The sequence below is a fragment of the Peribacillus sp. genome (assembly GCF_059453735.1).
Genome location: NZ_JAZVJO010000093.1, coordinates 1 through 3,866, shown reverse-complemented (window position 1 = coordinate 3,866; position 3,866 = coordinate 1). Strand labels below are relative to the sequence as shown.

The window sequence follows — 3,866 nt, the reverse complement described above, 5'->3', positions numbered from 1 at the left end:
CTTTCACGCTGTTAAACTTACGTCTATATTCTAAATCTTCAAAATTGACAGTGCTGTAGATTCCTGGGGTAGCAACATTTAAAATAAAAGAGTCATCATTAAATGCTATCCTATTTGAAAGGATATACCGACTTAAATACTGCAATGCAAAAGTGAATTCTAAACCATCTTGTGTAATTAAAGCGTCTTTACGCGCTGTTTGTAGGACAGCACAAAGAATCATTCCATCAATTGCGCCATAGGTCTCTTGAATATTCTCTATGATACGGTAGTTTTCTGAAGCAAGACTCAGATCTGCTTGTAGATAAATAGCATTATGTAAATTACCTTTATTTCTACTTACAATAATTACCCTATTCCCGGCTGCTAAAAAATACTTTGCCAGTCCTTCGCCAATGCCACTAGTACCTCCTGTAATTAACAATGTTTTCATGGTAACATCCCCCATATTTTCGGTTTATTATTTGTACTAGTATAACGCTTACAACAATAGTTGTTGCTTCTGTCTCTGACTACCACTTTGCAAAAAAATGGTAATCATACTCTTCTAAAACATCAATTAATTCCATAATAAAAACCACCTTTACTGAATATTTCATCCAGAAAAAGTGGCTTATAGTGTATAAAAGAAGGTTAAACCAAGTTTCAAACGAAAAATAGATGAAGGTTTCAATCCAGGGACTAAAGCCAGTCTACTTTCTATTCGAAACTCAGCTTAAAACTCTCTCCAAACGTTGATATAACATGGTTTTATTTCGTTTGCTGTTTGCTCATTGCGCTCATCATTTGGTTAATTTTCTTTTGGGATGGTTTCATTCCCATTTGCATCATCATCATTTTTAACATTTGTTCGTTAATCGGCGGATTTTTTTTCAAATAGTCCATCATGTATTTACGAGCTATGAAAAATCCGAGTGCTAACCCAGCAAGTAATGCTAGGACACCAACTAGAATGTATACCCACATACTATCTTTCCTCCTTCATGTTGTCTATAAACAGTGTACTAGACCAAAGAATATTATACAATACTTCAAGCCAATATGCCCTATCTTTAGACAAATTTTCTTTCTTTAATGGGTTTTAGCCACCCAAAATGCTTGTTTTCAAAATCTAACGCTAAAAATCCAGATTCGCATTTTCGAATACTTTCAAAAAATTCAGTTTCTGCTTCGTAGGTCCCTTCAGATTTTAAATGCAGATAATCTTTGCCAATCACTAATGCTGCTTTACTTGTCCCATTTTTGGTTTCAGTAAAATACACATCATTTTCCGATACATGATCATGCGTAGGATTCCTTCTCTCAGCAAGTGCCTTAGACAATTTACTAAAAGGTATGTCTTTCGTCACATATTCGATTTGTTTTTGCAAGATACTTTTATGATAACCAGTTGATTTAATATATTCCAAAAACAAATTGAAAAACAATTTTTCTCTGCCGTAATAATGCATGGCGAATTCATCTTCGATCAGATAGATCTGATAATTTCTCATAAAATTGCCTCCCTGCATTCCTTTTTACTATTATATAAGCATGTCATTAAAAGGTATGTTGAATCATGGAGGAAACCCTAACTATTTTTGTCGAATAATCATTTTATACTATAAAAGCTGACACCAATAAAGGTGTCAGCCCTATTTTTACTTATTCTTGAACAAGTGCTTTTACGCGTGAGACTACGTTATCAACAGTGAAACCGAATTCTTCCATGATTTTATTACCTGGAGCAGATGCACCAAAACGGTTAATGGCAAGAATTTCACCTTCATCTCCTGTATAACGATCCCATCCGAATGGTGAAGCCATTTCAATACCTAGACGTTTTTTAACAGCTGGGTTGATGACACTTTGCTTGTATTCTTTAGACTGATCTTCAAAGCGATCCCATGACGGCATGCTGATAACAGCAGCATCAATACCTTCTTCTGCTAATTTTGCTTGCGCTGAAACAGCAAGATTAACTTCAGAACCAGTAGCGATTAGAAGTACATCAGCTTGTTCTTTTTGAGAAGCAGATACGATATAACCACCTTTTTTAACACCCTCATACGCCAATTCAGCCGTATTTTTAAGTGTTGGAAGGTTTTGACGAGTAAGAATAAGCGCTGTAGGACGATCAGTTGATTCAATAGCTGTTCTCCAAGCTGCAGCTACTTCATTACCATCCGCTGGACGAATGACACCTAAATCCGGCATAGCACGTAATGCTGCTAATTGTTCAACCGGCTCATGGGTAGGACCATCTTCACCAACTGCAACGCTGTCATGAGTAAATACATACGTTACAGGTAATTTCATAATGGCTGCAAGACGAATGGCTGGACGCAGGTAATCTGAGAAGACGAAGAACGTTCCGCCGAAAGCATGCACGCCACCGTGAAGCATCATTCCGTTTAGGGCTGCACCCATGGCAAATTCTCGAACACCAAACCAAATATTACGGCCAGTATAGTCAGCAGGAGTAAAGTCTTCCGCACCTTTAATCATCGTATTATTTGATCCAGCTAAGTCAGCAGAACCCCCAAACAAACTAGGAAGGTTTTTTGAAATGCCATTTAGCACTTCTCCGCTTGATGCACGAGATGCAAGACTTTTTCCTTCTTCATAAACTGGAATATCTTTATCCCAACCTTCAGGAAGTTCGTTGTTTATGGCTCCCTCTAATTGCTGAGCAAGCTCTGGATAAGCATTTTTGTACTCACTGAAAAGTGTATTCCACTCTGTTTCTTTTTTGCTTCCAGCTTCGACACAAGCCTTTTCGAAGTGTTCATAAACTTCTTCCGGTACGTGGAAATCTTTTTCAAACGTCCATTTGTAAGCGTCTTTAGTTAGTTTCAATTCATCCGAACCAAGCGGTGCACCATGAACTGCTGATTTACCAGAACGGTTTGGTGAACCGTAACCGATAACCGTCTTCACTTCAATAAGCGTTGGACGCGTTTCATCCGTTTTAGATGCTTCTAGCGCCTCAGCAATCGCAGTAAGATCATTGCCATCCTCAACACGAAGGTATTGCCAGCCATAAGCTTTAAACCGATCTTCAACCGATTCACTGAAGGACTTATCAAGATCTCCATCTAACGAAATATCATTCGAATCATATAGAACTACCAGACGGCCTAATTGCAAGTGAGCAGCAAGTGAAGCTGCTTCAGCAGAAACACCTTCCATTAAGTCCCCATCACCACAAATACCATATGTATAGTGATCAACAACATTGTATGAATCACGATTATAAGTAGCAGCCAAATGACGTTCAGCCATTGCCATACCTACTGCCATTGCGATCCCTTGACCAAGTGGTCCTGTCGTTGCATCAACACCAGCTGTGTGACCAAATTCAGGATGTCCAGGTGTTAAGCTGTCCCATTGGCGGAAACTTTTTAAATCATCAATCGTTAAACCATATCCAGCTAAGTGTAATAGACTGTATAAAAGCATAGAACCATGACCAGCAGACAATACAAAGCGATCGCGGTTAAACCAATTTGGGTTTTTCGGATTATGGTTCATAAATTGAGTCCATAGTGTATAGGCCATTGGTGCAGCGCCCATTGGCATCCCTGGATGACCAGAATTAGCTTTTTCAATAGCATCAATAGAAAGTGTACGGATTGTGTTAATTGAAAGCGTATTTATAGAATTAGACATAAGTAAACATCCTTTCTTTCTCATATTCCTCTTTATATTATAGTGCAAACTAAATAAAAACAACTATATTACCTTGATCTCAAAGGGGATTGTGAATAACTTATGAAGAATTTTATCTTTCCAGTACGTCTTCACAAAAACTTATTCTAGTATAGAATGAACTAAAAAAAGAATTACATTCAAAATGTAATCCCCTTACAACTGATTTATTTCTA

General features: G+C 37.7%; 4 protein-coding genes. All 4 read right to left on the bottom strand.

Annotated features, from left to right (window positions below):
• The coding region (locus tag AC52RT_RS03145; RefSeq protein ID WP_495539403.1) for an SDR family NAD(P)-dependent oxidoreductase at positions 1-433 on the bottom strand (433 nt) is incomplete at its 3' end.
• 317 nt (positions 434-750) lie between these two features.
• Positions 751-966, bottom strand: a complete 216-nt coding sequence (locus AC52RT_RS03140) for a YneF family protein (protein WP_040375160.1) — start codon at positions 964-966, stop codon at positions 751-753.
• Positions 967-1,052: 86 nt separating this feature from the next.
• Complete coding sequence (gene sirA, locus AC52RT_RS03135; protein WP_495539402.1) at positions 1,053-1,493, bottom strand: sporulation inhibitor of replication protein SirA; 441 nt, start codon at positions 1,491-1,493, stop codon at positions 1,053-1,055.
• Positions 1,494-1,644: 151 nt separating this feature from the next.
• Positions 1,645-3,651 (bottom strand): transketolase, encoded by a 2,007-nt coding sequence (gene tkt / locus AC52RT_RS03130; RefSeq protein ID WP_495539401.1) that lies wholly within the window; start codon positions 3,649-3,651, stop codon positions 1,645-1,647.
• Between the last annotated feature and the right edge of the window lie 215 nt (positions 3,652-3,866).